At 72.2% G+C, this 17,691-nt stretch carries 16 protein-coding genes; 10 read left to right on the top strand and 6 right to left on the bottom strand.

Annotated elements, in window-relative coordinates:
* The first annotated feature begins 10 nt into the window (after positions 1 to 10).
* Complete coding sequence (locus tag FRZ03_RS20590) at positions 11 to 1,417, top strand: glycoside hydrolase family 16 protein (protein WP_146466627.1); 1,407 nt, start codon at positions 11 to 13, stop codon at positions 1,415 to 1,417.
* Positions 1,418 to 1,504: 87 nt separating this feature from the next.
* On the opposite strand, the gene FRZ03_RS20595 is transcribed toward FRZ03_RS20590, so the two are convergent.
* Complete coding sequence (locus FRZ03_RS20595; RefSeq protein ID WP_146466628.1) at positions 1,505 to 2,398, bottom strand: helix-turn-helix domain-containing protein; 894 nt, start codon at positions 2,396 to 2,398, stop codon at positions 1,505 to 1,507.
* Positions 2,399 to 2,544: 146 nt separating this feature from the next.
* Here FRZ03_RS20595 and tkt point away from each other — a divergent pair, with 146 nt between their 5' ends.
* The 8 genes from tkt to FRZ03_RS20635 all read left to right on the top strand — a co-directional run bounded on the left by tkt (position 2,545) and on the right by FRZ03_RS20635 (position 12,264).
* Positions 2,545 to 4,620, top strand: coding sequence for a transketolase (gene tkt, locus FRZ03_RS20600; RefSeq protein WP_146466629.1), 2,076 nt, complete (start codon positions 2,545 to 2,547; stop codon positions 4,618 to 4,620).
* A 19-nt stretch (positions 4,621 to 4,639) separates the two neighbouring features.
* Positions 4,640 to 5,785 (top strand): transaldolase, encoded by a 1,146-nt coding sequence (gene tal, locus FRZ03_RS20605; RefSeq protein WP_146466630.1) that lies wholly within the window; start codon positions 4,640 to 4,642, stop codon positions 5,783 to 5,785.
* A complete protein-coding gene (zwf, locus tag FRZ03_RS20610) occupies positions 5,782 to 7,368 on the top strand; it encodes a glucose-6-phosphate dehydrogenase (protein WP_146466631.1) in 1,587 nt (528 codons plus the stop codon). Before tal ends, zwf begins: the two co-directional genes overlap by 4 nt.
* Positions 7,365 to 8,291 carry a glucose-6-phosphate dehydrogenase assembly protein OpcA gene (gene opcA, locus FRZ03_RS20615; protein WP_146466632.1) on the top strand — a complete coding sequence of 309 codons (927 nt, stop codon included), beginning with the start codon at positions 7,365 to 7,367 and terminating at the stop codon, positions 8,289 to 8,291. Before zwf ends, opcA begins: the two co-directional genes overlap by 4 nt.
* 1 nt (position 8,292) lies before the next feature.
* Complete coding sequence (gene pgi, locus FRZ03_RS20620; RefSeq protein ID WP_146466633.1) at positions 8,293 to 9,939, top strand: glucose-6-phosphate isomerase; 1,647 nt, start codon at positions 8,293 to 8,295, stop codon at positions 9,937 to 9,939.
* A 7-nt stretch (positions 9,940 to 9,946) separates the two neighbouring features.
* A complete protein-coding gene (gene gnd / locus FRZ03_RS20625; RefSeq protein ID WP_146466634.1) occupies positions 9,947 to 10,825 on the top strand; it encodes a phosphogluconate dehydrogenase (NAD(+)-dependent, decarboxylating) in 879 nt (292 codons plus the stop codon).
* A gap of 2 nt (positions 10,826 to 10,827) precedes the next feature.
* Positions 10,828 to 11,421, top strand: coding sequence for a histidine phosphatase family protein (locus FRZ03_RS20630; RefSeq protein WP_146466635.1), 594 nt, complete (start codon positions 10,828 to 10,830; stop codon positions 11,419 to 11,421).
* Positions 11,422 to 11,598: 177 nt separating this feature from the next.
* Entirely contained in the window at positions 11,599 to 12,264 is a 666-nt protein-coding gene (locus FRZ03_RS20635; RefSeq protein WP_146466636.1) for a TetR/AcrR family transcriptional regulator, read from the top strand.
* Positions 12,265 to 12,277: 13 nt separating this feature from the next.
* Here the strand turns inward: FRZ03_RS20635 and FRZ03_RS20640 are convergent, their stop codons facing one another.
* A complete protein-coding gene (locus tag FRZ03_RS20640; protein ID WP_146466637.1) occupies positions 12,278 to 12,874 on the bottom strand; it encodes a TetR/AcrR family transcriptional regulator in 597 nt (198 codons plus the stop codon).
* Between FRZ03_RS20640 and FRZ03_RS20645 the strand changes: the two genes are divergently transcribed.
* The gene (locus FRZ03_RS20645) at positions 12,767 to 13,876 is read left to right on the top strand and encodes an NAD(P)-dependent oxidoreductase (RefSeq protein ID WP_398660767.1); all 1,110 of its coding nucleotides are present in this window, start codon (positions 12,767 to 12,769) and stop codon (positions 13,874 to 13,876) included. The genes FRZ03_RS20640 and FRZ03_RS20645 overlap by 108 nt on opposite strands.
* Positions 13,877 to 13,916: 40 nt before the next feature.
* Here the strand turns inward: FRZ03_RS20645 and FRZ03_RS20650 are convergent, their stop codons facing one another.
* The 4 genes from FRZ03_RS20650 to FRZ03_RS20670 all read right to left on the bottom strand — a co-directional run bounded on the left by FRZ03_RS20650 (position 13,917) and on the right by FRZ03_RS20670 (position 17,618).
* Entirely contained in the window at positions 13,917 to 14,354 is a 438-nt protein-coding gene (locus FRZ03_RS20650) for a PPOX class F420-dependent oxidoreductase (protein WP_146466639.1), read from the bottom strand.
* A 132-nt stretch (positions 14,355 to 14,486) separates the two neighbouring features.
* Complete coding sequence (locus tag FRZ03_RS39250) at positions 14,487 to 15,389, bottom strand: DUF1775 domain-containing protein (protein ID WP_186785535.1); 903 nt, start codon at positions 15,387 to 15,389, stop codon at positions 14,487 to 14,489.
* A gap of 121 nt (positions 15,390 to 15,510) precedes the next feature.
* Positions 15,511 to 16,914, bottom strand: a complete 1,404-nt coding sequence (locus FRZ03_RS20665; RefSeq protein WP_146466641.1) for a sensor histidine kinase — start codon at positions 16,912 to 16,914, stop codon at positions 15,511 to 15,513.
* Entirely contained in the window at positions 16,911 to 17,618 is a 708-nt protein-coding gene (locus FRZ03_RS20670) for a response regulator transcription factor (RefSeq protein WP_186785536.1), read from the bottom strand. The genes FRZ03_RS20665 and FRZ03_RS20670 overlap by 4 nt, the downstream gene beginning before the upstream one ends.
* Between the last annotated feature and the right edge of the window lie 73 nt (positions 17,619 to 17,691).

Below are 17,691 nucleotides of genomic sequence, written 5' to 3' on the forward strand. Positions count from 1 at the left end.
GGCCTCCCCCATGAGTGATCCCTCCGGCACCCTCAGACCCCGCACCCGCTCCTTGCGCCGCGCCCTGGTCGCCGCGCTGGCCACGTTCGGGCTGGCCGCGGCGCTCGCCACCGCCACCGGCGCGCCCGCGGACGCGTCCGCCCCGGCGCCGCCCTCCGGCTGGTCGCAGGTCTTCCTCGACGACTTCGACGGCGCGGCCGGCTCCGGTGTGAACACGGCGAACTGGCAGTACGACACCGGGACTTCGTACCCGGGCGGGGCCGCCGGCTGGGGCACCGGCGAGGTCGAGTCGATGACGGCCGGCACGAGCAACGTCTCCCTCGACGGCAACGGCGACCTGCTCATCACCCCCCGCCGCGACGCCTCCGGCAACTGGACCTCCGGCCGGATCGAGACCACCCGCACCGACTTCCAGCCCCCTGCGGGCGGCAGGCTGCGCGTGTCGGCGCGCATCCAGATGCCGAACGTGAAGGGCGACGCGGCGGCCGGGTACTGGCCCGCGTTCTGGATGCTGGGCGCGCCCTTCCGCGGCAACTACTGGAACTGGCCCGGCATCGGCGAACTGGACGTCATGGAGAACGTCCAGGGCCTAAACAAGACCTGGGCCACCATGCACTGCGGCACCAGCCCGGGCGGGCCCTGCAACGAGACCACCGGCCTCGGCAACTCGACCGCGTGCCCGAACAGCACGTGCCAGTCGGGCTTCCACACGTACACCATGGAGTGGGACCGCTCGGTGAGCCCGGAGGCGATCCGCTTCTCCGTCGACGGCACCGTCTACCAGACGGTCACGGCCGCCCAGATGGACGCGAAGACCTGGGCCGACGCCACGAACCACGGCTTCTTCGTCATCCTGGACGTGGCGATGGGCGGCGGCTTCCCGGGCGCCTTCGGCGGCGGTCCGACCTCGGCCACGGAGCCCGGTCACCCGATGGTCGTCGACTACGTGCAGGTGCTCCAGTCGTCCGGCGGCGGTGGCACCACTCCCCCGCCGCCGTCCGGCAACCGTGACGCGTACAGCCCGGTCCAGGCCGAGTCGTACGACGGCCAGTCCGGCGTTCTGGCCGAGACCACCACGGACAGCGGCGGCGGCCAGGACATCGGCGGTATCGCGAACGGCGACTGGGCGCTGTACAAGGGCGTGAACTTCGGCTCGACGGCGGCCACCCAGTTCTACGGCCGGGTGGCGAGCGGCGCGGGCGCAGGGGTGAGCGGCCTGGTGGAGGTGCGGCTGGACAGCCGCGCCAACACGCCGATCGGGAGCTTCGCGGTGGGCGACACCGGCGGCTGGCAGTCCTGGCGGACGATCCCGGCCAACATCGCCTCGGTCACCGGCACGCACGACGTGTACCTCACGTTCACCAGCGGCCAGCCGGCCGACTTCGTGAACGTCAACTGGTTCGACTTCGGGCACTGAGCCGACCGCCGTACCGGAGACGGGGCGGGCGCCGGGGCATCCGGCGCCCGCCCCGGTGCGTTCGGGCGCCGGATGGAGCGAGAGGTCCTAGCGAAGCTCCGCCCGGAAGGCCGCCGGTGTGCGGCCGGTGTGCAGTTGGAAGAACTTGGAGAAGTTGGCCGCGTCCGGGAAGCCGACGGCCACGCCGACCCGGCCGATCGGCAACTCCGTGTGGGCCAGCAGCCGCTGGGCCTCCAGGACGACCCGCCGGTCGATGAAGCCCTTGGGGGTCTGCCCGGTGGCGGCGCGGACGGCGCGCACCAGGGTGCGGCGTGAGTAGCCGAGGGCGTCGGCGTAGGCGCTGACGCTGTGGTTGGTGGCGAAGCCCCGCTCGACCGCGTCCCGGAACCGGGTGAAGGTGCTGTCCGACTGCTGCCGGGGGCCGGGTGCCGAGCTGGCGGCGAGGTGGGCGAGGCGCAGCAGGAACGCGGTCAGGGAGTGCCGCAGGACGGCCGTGTGCAGGCTGAGCGGGAGCGTCGCGGTGTCCTCGTACTCGCGGCGCAGCTGGTCCAGGGCCGCCCGGAGCGCTTCGAGCTGCGCCGGGTCGGGGTGCAGCAGCGGCGGGAGGTCGTAGCGGTACAGGCCGGTGGCCTCCACGATGGCGCGCGGCAGGAAGCCGGGCTGCATGGTCAGCACGGTTCCGCGGTACACGCACTCCCGGGAGAAGCGGTGGACCTGCCCGGGGCGGATCCACAGCAGATCACCCGCGTTCGCCTCATACTCGGTGAAGTCCACCATGTGGCGGACGGGGCCGTCGGCGAAGAGCAGGACCACATGGAAGTCGATGCGGTGGACGCGGTCGAGCGGGGCGTCGGCGTGCCAGGTGCGGCCGGTTCCCATCGGGGCGACCTGCATGCCGACGCCGCCGACGGCCAGCTCGGTCGGGAAGGGGAAGGTCCGGATGCCGTCGGCGCCACCGACTTCGGGCGTTATGTCAGCCATGTCCTTTTCGCGCCGTCCCTGCTGTGCGATCACTGTCCCAGATTCACCACAGGGTGACACACCCCGCCCTTCCACCGAAAAAGTCAGACTTTTAAGTTTGAACACATCCGGTCAGCCCTTCCGTACTGAATGAGGACTTCTTGAAGATGAGCGAGCAGACTTCCGGCGGCTTCGAGTGGACCGATCTCGACCGGCGCGCCGTGGACACGGCCCGTCTCCTTGCGGCCGACGCGGTGCAGAAGGTGGGAAACGGCCACCCCGGCACCGCGATGAGCCTGGCACCTGCCGCGTACACGATCTTTCAGAAGGTGATGCGACACGACCCGGCGGACCCGGAGTGGACCGGCCGTGACCGGTTCGTCCTCTCCCCCGGTCACACCTCGCTGACCCTCTACACCCAGCTCTTCCTCTCCGGCTACGAACTGGAGCTGGACGACCTCAAGGCGTTCCGCACGAAGGGCTCGCGCACCCCGGGCCACCCCGAGTACGGACACACGGCCGGCGTGGAGACCACCACCGGCCCGCTGGGCCAGGGCGTCGCCAACGCGGTGGGCATGGCGATGGCCGCCCGCTACGAGCGCGGCCTGTTCGACCCGGAGGCCCCCGCGGGCACCTCCCCCTTCGACCACACCATCTGGGCGATCGTCTCCGACGGCGACCTGGAGGAGGGCGTCTCCTCCGAGGCCTCCTCGCTCGCCGGCCACCAGAAGCTCGGCAACCTCGTCTTCCTCTACGACGACAACCACATCTCCATCGAGGGCGACACCGAGACCGCGTTCTCCGAGGACGTGCTCAAGCGGTACGAGGCCTACGGCTGGCACACCCAGCGCATCGAGCCCACCGCCGACGGCGACGTGGACGTGCCCGCCCTGTACGCGGCCCTGAAGGCGGCGCAGGAGGAGACCGAGCGGCCCTCGATCATCGCGATGCGCACGATCATCGCCTGGCCCGCCCCGAACGCGCGGAACACCGAGGCCTCCCACGGCTCGGCGCTCGGCGAGGAGGAGATCGCGGCCACCAAGCGCCTCCTCGGCTTCGACCCCGAGCAGTCCTTCCAGGTCGACGACGAGGTCCTGAAGCACACCCGGCGGGCCCTGGACCGGGGCGCCGAGGCGCACGCCGCCTGGGACAAGCGGATCGCCGAGTGGCGCGCCGCCCGGCCGCAGCAGGCCGAGCTGTTCGACCGGATCAGCCGGGGCGAGCTGCCCGCCGGCTGGGAGGACGCCCTGCCGGTCTTCGAGGAGGGCAAGTCGGTCGCCACCCGTGCCGCCTCCGGCAAGGTCCTCCAGGCGCTCGGCCCGGTGCTGCCCGAGCTGTGGGGCGGCTCCGCCGACCTCGCCGGCTCCAACAACACCACGATCGACAAGGCCAGCTCCTTCCTGCCGGAGGGCAACCCGCTGCCGGGTGCCGACCCGTACGGCCGTACCGTGCACTTCGGCATCCGCGAGTTCTCCATGGCCGCGGAGATGAACGGCATCGCGCTGCACGGCAACACCCGGATCTACGGCGGCACCTTCCTGGTCTTCTCCGACTACATGCGCAACGCCGTGCGGATGTCGGCGCTGATGCAGCTGCCGGTGACGTACGTGTGGACGCACGACTCCATCGGCCTGGGCGAGGACGGCCCGACCCACCAGCCGGTCGAGCACCTGGCCTCGCTGCGCGCGATCCCGGGCCTGAACGTCGTCCGCCCGGCGGACGCCAACGAGACCGCGATCGCCTGGGCCGAGATCCTGAAGAGGCACGCCACCAGCCCCGCCCCGCACGGGCTCGCGCTCACCCGCCAGGGCGTGCCGGTGTACGCGCCGAACGAGGACGCGGCCAAGGGCGGCTACGTGCTGCGCGAGTCCTCCACCGAGGTGCCGGAGGTGATCATCATCGCGACGGGCTCCGAGGTGCACCTCGCCGTGGAGGCGCGGGAGCGGCTGGAGGCCGAGGGGATCGGCACCCGGGTGGTCTCGATGCCGTCCGTGGAGTGGTTCGAGGAGCAGTCGCGCGCCTACCGCGAGCGGGTGCTGCCGCCGGCCGTGAAGGCCCGGGTGGCGGTCGAGGCCGGGATCGGACTGACCTGGCACCGGTTCGTCGGCGACGCGGGGCGGATCGTCTCGCTGGAGCACTTCGGCGCCTCCGCCGACGCCAAGACGCTGTTCGCCGAGTTCGGCTTCACCCCCGAGAACGTCGCCGCGGCGGCCCGCGAGTCGCTCGCCGCCGCGCGCGCCTGACACCGACGCAGAAAGAAAGATGAGAATCGTGACCGAAGCAATCGCGACCCCGGGAGCCCTCAAGCGCCTTGCCGACGAGGGTGTGTCCATCTGGCTGGACGACCTGTCGCGCAAGCGGATCACCTCGGGCAGCCTCGCCGCGCTGGTGGCGAGCGGCAGCGCCGTCGGTGTCACCACCAACCCGTCGATCTTCCAGGCGGCCATCGGCTCCGGCGAGGGCTACGAGGAGCAGCTCACGGATCTGGCGGTGCGCGGGGTGACCGTCGACGAGGCGGTGCGGATGATGACGACCGCCGATGTGCGGGCCGCCGCCGACGTGCTGGATTCCGTGTACCGGGCGACGGACGGCCGGGACGGCCGGGTCTCCATCGAGGTCGACCCCCGTCTCGCGCACGACACCCGGGCGACCGTCGCCGAGGCCAAGCAGCTGGCCTGGCTGGTGGACCGTCCCAACGTGATGATCAAGATCCCGGCGACCAGGGCGGGCCTGCCCGCGATCACCGAGGTGATCGGGCTCGGCATCAGCGTCAACGTCACGCTGATCTTCTCGCTGGAGCGCTACCGCGAGGTCATGGCCGCCTACCTGGCCGGCCTGGAGAAGGCCCGTGAGCGCGGCATCGACCTGTCCACCATCCACTCGGTGGCCTCGTTCTTCGTCTCCCGTGTGGACTCCGAGATCGACAAGCGGCTGACCGCCCTCGGCACCGAGCAGGCCCTCGGCCTCAAGGGCCGCGCGGCCCTCGCCAACGCCCGGCTGGCCTACGAGGCCTACGAGGAGGTCTTCTCCTCGGACCGCTGGCTGGCGCTCTCCGGTGACAAGGCGAACAAGCAGCGTCCGCTGTGGGCGTCCACCGGTGTGAAGGATCCCGCGTACAAGGACACCCTGTATGTGGACGACCTCGTCGCGCCGGGCACGGTCAACACCATGCCGGAGGCCACCTTGAACGCCGTCGCCGACCACGGCGAGATCACCGGCGACACGGTGACCGGCGGCTACGCGCAGGCCCGTGCCGACCTCGACGCGGTCGAGCGGCTCGGCATCTCCTACGACGAGGTCGTCCAGCAGCTGGAGGACGAGGGCGTCGCCAAGTTCGAGACGGCCTGGCAGGACCTGCTGGACGCGGTGGCGAAGTCCTTGCAGAACAAGGGAGTTGACGCGCGATGACCGACAAGCAGAGCCCCGCCGCGGCGCCCGGGGAGGTGCGGGTGCCCGTCGCCCCGGCCGCCGACTGGGTGAACCCGCTGCGGGACACCCGGGACCGCCGCCTCCCGCGCATCGCGGGTCCGTCGGGTCTGGTCATCTTCGGGGTGACCGGTGACCTGTCCCGCAAGAAGCTGATGCCGGCCGTGTACGACCTGGCCAACCGCGGCCTGCTGCCGCCGGGCTTCTCCTTGGTGGGCTTCGCCCGCCGGGACTGGGAGGACCAGGACTTCGCGCAGGTCGTGCACGACGCGGTGCGTGAGCACTCGCGCACCCCGTTCCGCGAGGAGGTGTGGCAGCAGCTCGCCGAGGGCATGCGGTTCATCCCCGGCGACTTCGACGACGACACCGCGTTCAAGCAGCTCAAGGACGCCGTGGAGGAGCTGGACGCCTCCCGCGGCACCGGCGGCAACTTCGCGTTCTACCTCTCGGTGCCGCCGAAGTTCTTCCCGAAGGTCGTGCAGCAGCTGAAGAAGCACGGCCTGGCCAGCCCGCCCGAGGGCTCCTGGCGGCGCGCGGTCATCGAGAAGCCGTTCGGCCACGACCTGGCCAGCGCCCGTGAGCTGAACGCGCTCGTGCACGACGTGTTCGAGCCGGACCAGGTGTTCCGGATCGACCACTACCTCGGCAAGGAGACCGTCCAGAACATCCTGGCGCTCCGCTTCGCCAACCAGATGTACGAGCCGATCTGGAACCGCAGTTACGTCGACCACGTGCAGATCACGATGGCCGAGGACATCGGCATCGGCGGCCGCGCCGGCTACTACGACGGCATCGGCGCCGCCCGCGACGTGATCCAGAACCACCTGCTCCAGCTGCTGGCGCTCACCGCCATGGAGGAGCCCATCGCGTTCGACGCGGAGGCGCTGCTCACCGAGAAGCTGAAGGTGCTCAAGTCGGTGCGGCTCCCGGAGGACCTGGGCAAGCACACCGTGCGCGGTCAGTACGCGGCGGGCTGGCAGGGCGGCGAGAAGGTCGTCGGCTACCTGGAGGAGGACGGCATCGACCCCAAGTCGAAGACCGACACCTTCGCCGCGATCAAGCTGGGCATCGACAACCGCCGCTGGGCGGGCGTCCCCTTCTACCTGCGCACCGGCAAGCGCCTGGGCCGCCGGGTGACGGAGATCGCCGTCGTCTTCCAGCGGGCCCCGCACTCCCCGTTCGACGCCACCGTCACCGAGGAGCTGGGCCAGAACGCCATCGTGATCCGCGTCCAGCCGGACGAGGGCATGACCGTCCGCTTCGGCTCCAAGGTGCCCGGCACCTCGATGGAGATCCGGGACGTGTCGATGGACTTCGCCTACGGCGAGTCGTTCACCGAGTCCAGCCCCGAGGCGTACGAGCGGCTCATCCTGGACGTGCTCCTGGGCGACGCCAACCTGTTCCCGCGTCACCAGGAAGTGGAGGAGTCCTGGAAGATCCTCGACCCGATCGAGGAGTACTGGGCGGCGCACGGCCGTCCGGCACAGTACGCGTCGGGCAGCTGGGGACCGAGGGAAGCCGACGAGATGCTCGCACGAGACGGACGGAGCTGGCGCAGGCCATGAAGATCGACCTGACCGACACCACGGCAAGCAAGATCAACAAGGCGCTGGTGCAGGGCCGCCGCGCCATCGGCACCCCGGCCGTGGGCATGGTCCTGACGATGGTCATCGTCACGGACGAGGAGAACGCCTACGACTCGATGCGGGCGGCCGAGGAGGCCTCGCACGAGCACCCCTCGCGCACCCTGGTCGTCATCAAGCGGCACGCCCGCACCCTGCGCGACCGCACCCACTCGCGCCTGGACGCCGAGGTCCGGGTCGGCTCCGAGGCCGGCACCGGCGAGACGGTGGTGCTGCGCACCTACGGCGAGGTGTCCGACCACGCCGACTCGGTCGTGCTGCCGCTGCTGCTGCCGGACGCCCCGGTGGTGGTGTGGTGGCCGGTGGACGCGCCCGACACGCCGTCCAAGGACCCGCTCGGCGCGCTCGCCCAGCGCCGGATCACCGATCTGTACGCGGTGGACCGGCCGATGGAGGTCCTGGAGACCCGCGCCCGCAACTACGCCCCCGGCGACACCGACCTCGCCTGGACCCGGCTCACGCTGTGGCGGTCGATGCTGGCCGCCGCCCTGGACCAGGCCCGGGTGCGGGTGACCTCCGCGGCCGTGGAGGCCGAGGCGGACAACCCCAGCGCCGAGCTGCTGGCCCGCTGGCTGGAGGCGCGGCTGGGGGTGTCCGTGGACCGCGTGGTCACCGAGGGGCCGGTGGTCACCGCCGTACGGCTGGGCACCCAGGAGGGCGAGATCGTCCTGGACCGTCCCGAGGGCCCGCTGGCGACGCTCACCCTGCCGGGTCAGCCGCCGCGCACCCTCGCGCTGAAGGTCCGCTCCACCTCCGAACTCATCGCCGAGGAGCTGCGCCGCCTCGACGCCGACGAGATGTACGCCATCGCCCTCACGGGCGAGGCCGCCAAGGAGAACGCCTGAGATGGCCGACGTCCATGATTCCGACCTCATCCACCGGCCCGAGTGGACGGCGCTCGCCGACCACCGTGCCAAGGGTCAGCCGCACCTGCGCGAGCTGTTCGCGTCGGACCCCGGCCGCGCCGAGCGGTACGTGGTCCGGGTCGGCGACCTGCACATCGACTACAGCAAGCACCTGATCACGGACGAGACGCTGGCCCTGCTCCAGGAACTCGCCACCGCCACCGGGGTGTTCGCGCTGCGCGACGCCATGTTCCGGGGCGAGAAGATCAACGTCACCGAGGACCGGGCGGTGCTGCACACCGCGCTGCGCGCCCCCCGGGACGCGGTGATCGAGGTCGACGGCGAGAACGTGGTGCCCAAGGTGCACGCGGTGCTCGACAAGATGGCCGGCTTCGCCGAGCGGGTCCGCTCCGGCGCCTGGACCGGGCACACCGGCAAGCGCATCAGGAACGTCGTCAACATCGGCATCGGCGGCTCCGACCTCGGCCCCGCGATGGCCTACGAGGCGCTGCGCCCGTACACCGCGCGGGAGCTGACGTTCCGGTTCGTGTCCAACGTGGACGGCGCCGACCTGCACGAGGCGACCCGCGACCTGGACCCGGCGGAGACCCTGTTCATCGTCGCGTCCAAGACCTTCACCACGATCGAGACGATCACCAACGCCACGTCGGCCCGGTCCTGGCTGCTGAAGGCCTTCGACGGCGACGAGAAGGCGGTCGCGAAGCACTTCGTGGCGCTGTCCACCAACGCCGCCAAGGTCACCGAGTTCGGCATCGACCCGGACAACATGTTCGAGTTCTGGGACTGGGTCGGCGGCCGGTACTCGTACGACTCGGCGATCGGCCTCTCCCTGATGATCGCCATCGGGCCGGACCGGTTCCGGGAGATGCTGGACGGCTTCCACCTGGTCGACGAGCACTTCCGCACCGCTCCCCCGGAGGCCAACGCCCCGCTGCTGCTCGGCCTGCTGGGCATCTGGTACGGCAACTTCCACGACGCCCAGTCGCACGCGGTGCTGCCGTACAGCCACTACCTGTCCAAGTTCACCGCCTACCTCCAGCAGCTGGACATGGAGTCCAACGGCAAGTCGGTGGACCGGCAGGGGCGGCGCGTGGAATGGCAGACGGGACCGGTGGTCTGGGGCACCCCCGGCACCAACGGGCAGCACGCGTACTACCAGTTGATCCACCAGGGCACCAAGCTGATCCCGGCCGACTTCATCGGCTTCGCCCGCCCCATCGGCGAGCTGAGCGACGAACTCCGGTCGCAGCACGACCTGTTGATGGCCAACTTCTTCGCCCAGACCCAGGCGCTCGCCTTCGGCAAGAGCGCCGAGGAGGTCCGCGCGGAGGGCGTGCCCGAGGAGCAGGTGGCGCACCGCACCTTCCGCGGCGACCACCCGACGACCACGATCCTCGCCACGGAGCTGACGCCGTCCGTGCTCGGCCAGCTGATCGCCCTCTACGAGCACAAGGTGTTCGTGCAGGGCGCGGTGTGGGACATCGACTCCTTCGACCAGTGGGGCGTGGAGCTGGGCAAGGTCCTCGCCAAGCGCGTCGAACCGGCCCTCACCGAGGGCGCCGAGGTCCCCGGCCTCGACCCGTCCACCACGGCCCTGGTCGCGGCCTACCGTTCTCTCAGGAAGTGAACTGATCATGCAGCTCGGTCTCATCGGTCTCGGCAAGATGGGCGGCAACATGCGCGAGCGGATCCGCCGCGCCGGCCACACCGTCATCGGCTACGACCGCAATACCGAAGTCTCCGACGTCAAGAGCCTCGAAGAGCTGGTCGAGAAGCTGGAGGCGCCGCGCACGGTCTGGGTGATGGTCCCGGCCGGCACCGCCACCCAGGGCGTCATCGACGAGCTCAAGGACCTGCTGTCCGAGGGCGACACGGTGGTCGACGGCGGCAACTCCCGCTGGACGGACGACGAGAAGCACGCCGCGGAGCTCGGCGTCAAGGGCATCGGCTTCGTGGACGCGGGCGTCTCCGGCGGTGTGTGGGGCCTGCAGAACGGCTACGCGCTCATGGTCGGCGGCGACAAGGAGCACGTCGACCGGCTGCGGCCGATCTTCGACGCGCTCAAGCCGGAGGGCCCGTACGGCTATGTGCACGCGGGCCGCGTCGGCGCCGGGCACTTCTCCAAGATGGTCCACAACGGCATCGAGTACGCCATGATGCAGGCGTACGCCGAGGGCTGGGAGCTGCTGGAGAAGGTCAAGTCGGTGGACAACGTCCGCGAGGTCTTCCGCTCCTGGCAGGAGGGCACCGTCATCCGTTCCTGGCTGCTCGACCTCACGGTCAACGCGCTGGACGAGGACGAGCACCTGGACAAGCTGCGCGGCTACGCGGAGGACTCCGGCGAGGGCCGCTGGACCGTCGAGGCGGCCATCGACAACGCGGTGCCGCTCCCGGCGATCACCGCCTCGCTGTTCGCCCGGTTCGCCTCCCGGCAGGACGACTCGCCGCAGATGAAGATGATCGCCGCGCTGCGCAACCAGTTCGGCGGCCACGCGGTCGAGAAGAAGGGCTGACCGTGGCGGACCTCCTGCTGGTCCGCCACGGGGAGACGCAGTGGAGCAGGTCGGGACAGCACACCAGCTTCACCGACCTGCCCCTGACGGACCACGGCGAGGAACAGGCCAAGTCCCTCGCCCCGCTCCTGTCCGGCCGGACCTACTCACTGGCGCTGGCCAGCCCGCTCGCCCGCGCGCTGCGCACCGCCGAACTCGCCGGTGTCACCGGGGTCGTACCCGACCCCGACCTGCACGAGTGGGACTACGGCGGCTACGAGGGCATCACCACCCGTGAGATCTACCGGACCCGCCCCCACTGGGACCTGTGGACCGACGGGGTGGCGCCCGGGCCCGAAGGGCATCCCGGCGAGTCGCCGGCCGAGGTCGGGGCCCGCGCCGACCGGGTGCTGGCCCGCGTCGACGACGCGCTCGCCGAGGACGCCGGGGACGTGGTGCTGGTCGCCCACGCCCACTTCCTGCGGGTGCTGACGGCCCGTCGGCTGGGTCTGCCGCCCGCCGAGGGCCGGCTGTTCCAGCTGGCCACCGGCACGGTGAGCCGGCTGTCCACGGAACACGGGCGCCCGGTGATCGCCGAGTGGAACCGGCAGCCGTAGCACCGGAGATGGCGCGGCCCGGGTCACCCCCTGTGACCCGGGCCGCGCCCTGTCCCCCGCCGTGACGGCGCACAGGGTCTTTCGTGTGGATCCGGCCTGATCCACACGAGAGGCCCTAGAATCACCGGGCAGCGAACGAGCGCACCACCGCGGGGCATCAAGGCCGAAGGAACCCCCATGACCAGCGTCGAAGAACCGGCACGAGCCGACGGGCGGGCGCGTGACGCCGCCCGCACCAGGGCCGAGATACTCGACGTGGCCACACGGGAGTTCGCCCGGGCCGGTTACGACGGCGCCCGCGTCGACGAGATCGCCGCCCGCACCCGCACCACCAAGCGGATGATCTACTACTACTTCGGCGGCAAGGAGCAGTTGTTCACGGCCGTCGTCGAACGGGCCCACGGCGCGCTCCGGGAGGCCGAGCGGCGCCTGGACGTGGCCCACCTGGACCCGGTCGCGGGCATCCGCCGGCTGGCCGGGCTGGTCTTCGACCACCACGAGCGGCACCCGGATCACCTGCGCCTGCTGAGCATCGAGAACGGCCAGGCCGTCGAACACCTCGCCACCGGCCGCGCGGGGGGCGCGATCGGCTCCCCGGCGCTCGACGTGCTGCGCCGCGCCCTGACCGCCGGGCAGGAGTCGGGGGTGTTCAGAACGGATGTGGACGCGGCGGACGTGCACGCGGTGATCAGCTCGTTCTGCTTCTTCCGGGGCGTGCACGGGCGTACGTTCGGCGCGCTGTTCGGCCGGGACCTGGGGGACCCGGCCCGGCGCGCGCACTACCGGACCATGCTCGGGGACATGGTGGTCGCCTACCTCACGGCCGGCCGGGCCGCCGCCTGAGGTACGGCGGGGCTCAGGCGGGCCGGGCCACGGCGGCGTCGAGCAGCGGGCCGAGTTCCCGTACCACGGTGGTCAGGGGCCGTACGTCCCGTTCGGCGCGGGCCAGCAGGATCGCGCCCTCCAGGGTGCTGATCATCAGCGTGGCCAGGGAACCGGCGCGGTCGGCGGGCACGCCCATCCCGGCCAGTGCCTCGGCGAGCGGGGTGCGCCAGGTGGTGAACGCGGCGGCCACCGCCTCGCGGGTGGCGTCGCCCAGACAGGCGCAGTCGACGGTGGCGGCGGCCACCGGGCAGCCCGCGCCGAAGCCGTCGCGGTCGTACTCGTCGGTCCACTGCGCGACCATCGCCGCGAACAGGGCGCTCGGCAGCGGCTCGGCCAGTCCCTCGACGAAGCGGGCGATCCGCTTGCCCGCGTACCGTCCGGCCCAGGCGACCGCCTCGCCCACCAGTTGTTCCTTGCCGCCCGGGAAGTAGTGCTGGAGCGAGCCGCGCGGCGCCCCGGCGTGCGCCGCCACCTCGCGCATCCCGGTCGCCTTCACCCCGTCGCGCCGGATGAGCTGCGCCGCGCTGAACACCATCCGCTCGCGCGGCCCCCGCTGCCGCTCGCCCATTCCCGGCCTCCGTTCCTCGCCTCGCCCGGGGGTCAACTCTATGACTGCCGTCATAACGCTCGCTACTATGACCACTGTCATAGTCGGCTCGCGGCGCGAAGGGCGGCCCCCGTGCACGTCGGTTTCCTCGGTCTCGGAGTGATGGGCGGGCCCATGGCCCTGCGCCTGGCGGCGGCCGGCACGCCCCTGGTGGTGTGGAACCGCACCCCGCACCGCACGGAACCGCTGCGCGCGGCCGGCGCCGAGGTCGCCCGCGACCCCGCCGAGGTGTTCGCGCGGGCGGAGGTGGTGCTGCTGATGCTCGCCGACGAGGCGGCCGTCGACGCGGTCCTCGGCCGCGGCACCCCGGAGCAGGCCGCGCGGGTCGCGGGCCGCACCGTCGTCCACATGGGCACGACCTCCCCCGCGTACTCCCGCGCCCTGGAGGCCGAGATCCGCGCCGCCGGCGGCCACTACGTCGAGGCGCCCGTCTCGGGCTCCCGGGTCCCGGCGGAGCAGGGGCAGCTGGTCGCCATGCTCGCGGGCGAGCCGGCCGCCGTGGAAGGGGTGCGGCCGCTGCTCGCGCCGATGTGCCGCGAGACGTTCGTGTGCGGCGCGGCCCCGGGCGCGCTGCTGATGAAGCTGTCGGTCAACCTGTTCCTGATCACCCTGGTGACGGGACTGACCGAGGCGTTCCACTTCGCGCAGCGGCAGGGGCTGGACCCCCGTCTGTTCCTGGACGTGCTGGACGCGGGCCCCATGGCCAGCGCGGTCTCCCGGATGAAGGCGCCCAAGCTGCGCGAGCGGGACTTCGGCGTGCAGGCCGCCGCGCTCGACGTGCTGAAGAACAACCGGCTGGTCGCCGAGGCCGCCCGGGAGGCCGGGCTGGCCTCCCCGCTGCTCGACGTCTGCCACGCCCTCTTCCGGGAGACGGTGGCCCAGGGGCACGGCGGCGAGGACATGGTCGCCGTGCTGCGGGCGATCGAGGCGCGGACCGAGCGGGCGTCCGGGCACGCCGTCTGAGACGGACGCCCGGGACCGGCGGGCGGCCGGTTGTCCGGGGTCAGCGCTTCGGGACGCCGTACGCCCGCTCGACGCGCAGCCGCACCACCAGGCGGCGGTCGCGGACCATCGTGGCGCGGAAGTCGTCCCAGTCGGGGTGCTCGCCGAGCACCTCGCGATAGACCCGGACCAGCTCCTCCACGGTGTCGTCATGGGGGTCCCGGGCGACCGGGGACAGCTCGGCCGTGCCCTCGGCGACGGTGTACGCCCAGCGGTCCGCGCTGGTGACGTGGTACGAGGCGCGGGGGTCGCGGCGCAGATTGCGGGTCTTGGCACGGTCGTCGGTGACGGAGACGCGGATGATCCGCTCGTCGGGGGCGTAGGCGTGGACGACGTTGGACAGCTGGGGGCGGCCGTCGCGCCGGAGGGTGACCAGTACGCCGCCGTGTCCTTCGGAGAGCAGCGGGAGCAGTGCGTCCTGCGTGGGGTCCTGGGTCATGCCGTGAGCAACGGCGGGCGGCGGCCGCCGCATTCCCGGTTCCGCTTCGACGGCGCCCCACCGCGCGCCGGGTTCGCCCTTCCGGGTTGCCTCCGGCGAGCGGCAGGGGTCGCCCCGCCGAGGGGGCCGCGGTCACGACCGCGCGGCGCTCCGTGCACGGACCAGCGCGAACGCGGCGGCGGCCAGGCCCAGGACGCCGGTGACCAGGCCGGCGACGCCGAGCCCGCGTGCGGTGGAGTCGCTCGCGCCGGCCGCCTCGGCGGTGGCGGCGGCCGGGGCCGCGGCGGGTGAGGCGTCGGCGGCGGTGAGCTTCAGGACGGGGGCGGGGTTGTCCGGTTCGTCGTCGCCCGAGGCGGGCTGCTCGATCCAGCGGACCACCTTGCCGTCCGAGTACGTCTGCAAGGTTTTGAAGACCAACTGCTCCACGTCTTCGGGAAGTTGACCGAAGGCGACGTTGAAGTCCGCGTACTGCCCGGCGGCGATCCTGCCGCCGCTGAAGGTGATCTCGGAGGCGGCCTCGGTGAGCGTGCCGTCGTCGGTCTCGACCGGCTTCTTCAGCTTGGTGGTGGTCACCTTGGCCGTCCAGCCGTCCTGCGGGTGGACCAGGATGCCGAGGACGGGGTGGTCGGTGGGCAGGAAGATCTGGACCTTGGTGGTGGAGGCGTTGTCCTCCTCGTTGGGCACGCGGAAGGTCAGCACGCCGTCGGTGGCGCCCTTGGCGTAGCTCGCCGGGTGGACGGTGACGTGCTGTCCGCTGACGCTCGACTCCCCGTTCCACAGCGAGGACAGCTTGGTCCCGGCCGGCAGGTCGAACTCCAGCGTCCAGGTCTTCTCCCGCGCGGTGCTGTTGTTGGTGACGACGTACTGGCCGGTGTAGCCGGTCGACCAGTCGCTGGTCCTCGTGTACGCGGCGTTGACCACCGCCGCGCTCGCCGTGCCGGTGAACAGGAGCGCGCCGCCGCCGACCACGGCCGCGGCGACCAGGCCGCCTATCGCCTTGTTCCTGCCACTGATCCTGCGCCGGTGCGTGCTCATGCGCCTGCCTGCCTTCGTTCTCACGGGGTTTCGCACGGGGGTGCGGTGCGGCAGCACGCTAGCGATCCGGAATCGGGCAAACGGCCTGATGCGGGCGGCGGTCGGAGTTCTTAGGGTTCGCTTAAGGGAGGGATCGGGACCGGTTAAAGGTGGAGACCAGTTTCCGCGCCCGGCGCCTTCGCGCGGCCCCTCGGTGGCCCCGCCCCCGCGGCCCGCGCCCGTCGGACTGGAACCGGACCCGTATCTCGGTGCCGCCCAGGACCGAGCCGCCGATGCGGACGTCACCGCCGGTGGACTCGGCGAGCCGGCGCACGATGTCGAGGCCGAGTCCGGTGGAGCCGGTGGTGCCGGAACCCCGGCCGCGGGCCATCGCCGCCTCGGGGTCGGGTATGCCCGGCCCCGCGTCGGAGACCAGCACGATCACCGCGTCCTCGCCGTGGTGCACGTCCACCGCGAAGGCGGTGCCCTGGGGGGTGTGCCGGAAGACATTGCCGAGCAGGGCGTCGAGCGCGGCGGTCAGGTCGGCGCGGGCCACGGGTATCCGCACCGGCCGGTCCACGCCCGCCACCCGCCAGGTGCGGCCCTCGTCCTCCGCGAGCGCGGACCAGAACTCCATGCGCTCGCGCACCGCTTCGGCCGCGTCGCAGCCGGCGCCGGGACCGGCGGGGGCCGTCTGCGGCTTGGCCTCCCGCGCCGTGCGGATGATGGTGTCCACCTCGCGCTCCAGCTGGGCGACGGCGGTGCGGGTCTGCTCGGCGGCCGGTCCGGCGCCCAGGGAGGCGGCGTTGAGCCTGAGCACGGTGAGCGGGGTGCGCAGCCGGTGCGAGAGGTCGGCGGCCAGCTCCCGTTCGTTGGCGAGGAGTTGGACGACCTGGTCGGCCATGGAGTTGAACGCGACCGCGGCGAGCCGCAGTTCGGTCGGGCCCTCCTCCGGAACCCGGGCGCCCAGCTTGCCCTCACCCAGTTCGTGCGCGCCCTCGACCAGCCGGCGCGCGGGCCGCACCATGCGCACCCCGAGCCGGTCGGCGACGGCGACCGAACCGGCGATCAGCGCGAGGCCGACGCCGGCCAGCACCGCCCAGGCCGTGCCGACGCCGTTGGTCACCTCGGACTCCGGGACGTACACCTCGACCACGGCGATCGAGCCGGAGCCGAGCGCCACCGGCTGGAGCAGGGCGAAACCGCCGGCGACGGCGGCCGTGGAGGCCCGGCCGAGCCTGCGCACCGCCTGGATGTCGCGGTCGGCGGCGCGCCGCCCGCCTATGTCCAGCGCGGCGCGGGTGCCGTCGGCGGGCAGGTGGACGGCCATCCGGGAACCGGCGCCCGCGGAGGCCACCACCCGCTCCAGCTTGTCCCGGTCGGTGGTGATGGACAGCGCGGGCGCGACCGCGGCGGCCTCCCGCTCGGCGCCCGCGAAGGCACGGTCGCGGGCCATCTCGCGGACCACCAGGCCGAGCGGCACCGCGAAGGCGACCACGACCATGGTGGTGACCGCGAGGCACACCTTGACCAGGGCCCACCTCATCGCGGTGGCCCCGCGTCCACGGGCGGCTCCAGCTTCACGCCGACGCCCCGCAGGGTGTGCAGATAGCGCGGCCGGGCCGCCGTCTCCCCCAGTTTCCGGCGCAGCCAGGACAGATGGACGTCGATGGTCTGGTCGTCGCCGTACGACTGCTGCCAGACCTCGGCGAGGAGTTCCCTGCGGGGTACGACGACGCCGGGGCGGCCCGCGAGGAAGGCGAGCAGGTCGAACTCGCGGCGGGTGAGGTCGAGTCGGGTGCCGTCCAGTTCGGCCTGGCGGCGCAGCGGGTCCACGGTCAGGCCGCCGACGCGCAGCACGGCCGGGGGCGGGGCCTCGCCGCCGGTGGCCCGGGCCCGGCGCAGCACCGCCGCCATCCGGGCGAGGAGGTGGTCGACCGAGAACGGCTTGGTGAGGTAGTCGTCCGCGCCCGCGTTGAGCAGGCGGACGATCTCCGCCTCGTCGTCCCGGGCGGTGGCGACGATGACCGGGACGTCGGTGATGCCGCGCAGCATCTTCAGGGCCTCGGAGCCGTCCAGGTCGGGCAGTCCGAGGTCCAGGATCACCACGTCGAAACGGTGGTGGGCGACCTCGCGCAGCGCCTCCAGCGCGGTGCCGACGCTGCGCACGGTGTGCGCGGCGTCGGTCAGCTGCCGGATGAGCGCCGAGCGTACGAACTGGTCGTCCTCGACCACGAGCACACTTGCCATGCGCCGCACCGTACGCCATGCGCGAGGAGGCGGTGCGGGCCTGTGGACAACTCCGCGGTTGTGGACGAACCCG

This window comes from Streptomyces misionensis (assembly GCF_007896895.1).
GTDB classification, from domain to species: Bacteria; Actinomycetota; Actinomycetes; order Streptomycetales; family Streptomycetaceae; genus Streptomyces; species Streptomyces misionensis_A.